A 2,533-nucleotide genomic window follows, 5' to 3' on the forward strand; every position below is an offset into this window, starting at 1 on the left:
GATAAATGCTGGCTTACTACGGAAATAGAAAAAACTGAAGAAGAAACGACACCACATAAAATTCTTATACCTGAAAGCATTTATAAGCTAATTTTGGAAATGGATGACTTAACGGAGCCACTTAGACAAGAGGCGTCAGAGAAAAACTATCTTTTTTATGTACTTTCTCAAAAGCGTCATAAAGATGATGTAGAGGTTGGTCCTCGACGATTTAAACCAGTTTCATTAGAATCAAGTAAATGGAATGTCGATATACTAAAACCATTTTTAAAACGAAATAATCTTCCTACATCGTTTACTAATTCTAACAATCAAACTATTGATTTATCTTCACACTGTTTTAGGCACACATTCGCAAGAATTGCGGTCGCTGAAAAGAATGTCAATCCTACTGTTATTCAAACACACTTTAAACACTTATCTATTGAAATGACAATGCACTATGTCAATTTAACGAAAACAGATTTGAAAAAAAGTTATCTTCAAGGAATGATAGAATCGGATAACATCTACACTCAAGGAAAAGAGGGAGTTGAGTTTAAAAAGAAAATCAGTGATGTAAAAACTGTGTCTGATTTAAATGAAGCCGTAGAAGATATATCTAAATTATTTGGCATAAATCCCCTTCCCTTCGGTTTATGTCTATATGATTTTAAACGTGGACATTGTCCTAATTTGGGTGTTCAAAGTTGCTATATGGCAAACTGTAATGATTTTGTGACGAATGAAACTTTTTTACCAAACTTTGAAAATGAGATAAGCATCTTAAGCAAACACGTTCACCATTGTCAAGAAAATGGGCACGTTGTTGAAGAAAAAAAGGCTAAATTTCATCTTCAAAAGCTACATAACATTGTTGCGAAAATAGAAAAAAAGGATTAATATGGCAAAAGCTGGTGATGCACTTAAAGAGTATAAAACAGAACAAAAAGTAGAAACAACAAAAAAAATCAAAGAAGCTATTGCAATATTACATTCATCGAAAGAAAAAATATCTATCACGAAAGTTGCTGCTCTTTCTGGAATCAGTAGAGCTAATATTTATGCCAATTATAAAGAGCTTTTTGAGGATATTTCACCCATAGAATCAAAAATAAAATCTACAGAGCATCGTAAAGAACTGAAAGAGAAAAATGCTGTTATGGATGAATTACGTGAAGAAAATAAACGCCTGCGTGCCATTAATCATCAACTTATGGATCAACTTGTTGCAATGAAAGTTTTAATTGGGAAAATGCACCCTAACGGTAAAGATAATGTTGCCAGATACAATTAAACCAATTAATTTTGGCACATTTGAAATTGAAGATTGGGAAGAATATCGCCAACGTCTTTCAATTCCTGAAGAAGGGGCTGAGAAAGAATTTTATAGACAAGTAGTATATGATCATTTTGATTACTTTAACGAACGCTTCCCATATTTTGATATTGAACAACACTCGCTTTCTTTTATAGAGTTAAATATAAGTGAAATAAATCAGCAAATTAAGTCTTTTCGCAATAGCAATGAAGAATTAAAACAATGGGGATTGCAGTATGACGATTTTGAAAAAAGAAATTGGCAACATTCTATGATCTTTACATATATGTCCAAAAATCACAAACCTCCTTTTCCACCGGTCATTATGGATACAAAAAATATTGACGATAATTGTTGGCGAGAATACGGAAGACCTTATCATCTGGTTGAAGGAACACATAGGGTTTCATACTTGTTTAGAATGGCTGAAAGAGGTATAATCAGTAGCAATTGTTTATTCAAATTCGTTTTAGTTTCTGCAATAAAGCAATAAATGTTGTATTTTTGCTGATATTGTTATAGAAATTACAGGTTTTGATAGTTAAAATCTTATTTGAATTAATTTCTCTTGACCATTTCGTAAAACTTTCCAATGGCAAATACCTTTCGATGTGTCAAATTCTTTTAAAATTTTATCTAAATGTTGTCTATCTTGCAGCTTAATTCCATTAACTTCAAAAAGAATATCCCCGATTAAAACATCTGATTTGTGAACAGCAGAATCTTCATAAATATTGTTAATTACTACACCAAATTGTCCAACCTCTATTTTTTGTTCACGACTTAATTCATCATAAATAAATCCAAATTTCATTCTTTTGGTACTTTTCAAAAAAAAGACCGCTCCTTGGTCATACCTTCTTTGTGTAATTGAATATGGAGTTGAAACCATTCCTGTCGTTGATCCGTTAAACGTTGAAAATGCATTAGCACCACTTCCAAATGTATTTACAGTTCCTGAAAAATAGTTTGTTTGTGGCAAAGTCAACACACCAGTATTCGTTTGTGTATTTATGTATTTCCAAGAATACAATGCTGCAACTGCTTTTAATTGCTTTGCTTGTGATATCACACTGTCTTTATCTTCTAATTCACCATTGAAAGATGAAGTCCCAATTGGAACATAATGCTTAGAAATCATTTTTTTGATATCGCGTTCCATATTATCTGTTGTAAATATTTGAGGTTCTTGCCCATCAGCTAAAAATACAAGACTTTCATTTTCATTTTGTA

At 31.7% G+C, this 2,533-nt stretch carries 4 protein-coding genes; 3 read left to right on the forward strand and 1 reads right to left on the reverse strand.

Annotated elements, in window-relative coordinates; translation table 11 throughout:
• The 3 genes from WA010_RS09215 to WA010_RS09225 all read left to right on the forward strand — a co-directional run.
• The coding region (locus WA010_RS09215) for a tyrosine-type recombinase/integrase (protein WP_422556836.1) at positions 1 to 882 on the forward strand (882 nt) is incomplete at its 5' end.
• A 1-nt stretch (position 883) separates the two neighbouring features.
• The gene (locus WA010_RS09220; protein WP_422556837.1) at positions 884 to 1,276 is read left to right on the forward strand and encodes a hypothetical protein; all 393 of its coding nucleotides are present in this window, start codon (positions 884 to 886) and stop codon (positions 1,274 to 1,276) included.
• Positions 1,257 to 1,793 (forward strand): hypothetical protein, encoded by a 537-nt coding sequence (locus WA010_RS09225; protein WP_422556838.1) that lies wholly within the window; start codon positions 1,257 to 1,259, stop codon positions 1,791 to 1,793. The genes WA010_RS09220 and WA010_RS09225 overlap by 20 nt, the downstream gene beginning before the upstream one ends.
• 48 nt (positions 1,794 to 1,841) lie before the next feature.
• Here WA010_RS09225 and WA010_RS09230 read toward each other — a convergent pair.
• Positions 1,842 to 2,533 (reverse strand): PDZ domain-containing protein (locus WA010_RS09230; protein ID WP_422556839.1); only part of this gene is annotated, 692 nt, incomplete at its 5' end.

Origin of the sequence: Sulfuricurvum sp. (assembly GCF_049305995.1) — a bacterium.
Classification (GTDB): Bacteria; Campylobacterota; Campylobacteria; order Campylobacterales; family Sulfurimonadaceae; genus Sulfuricurvum.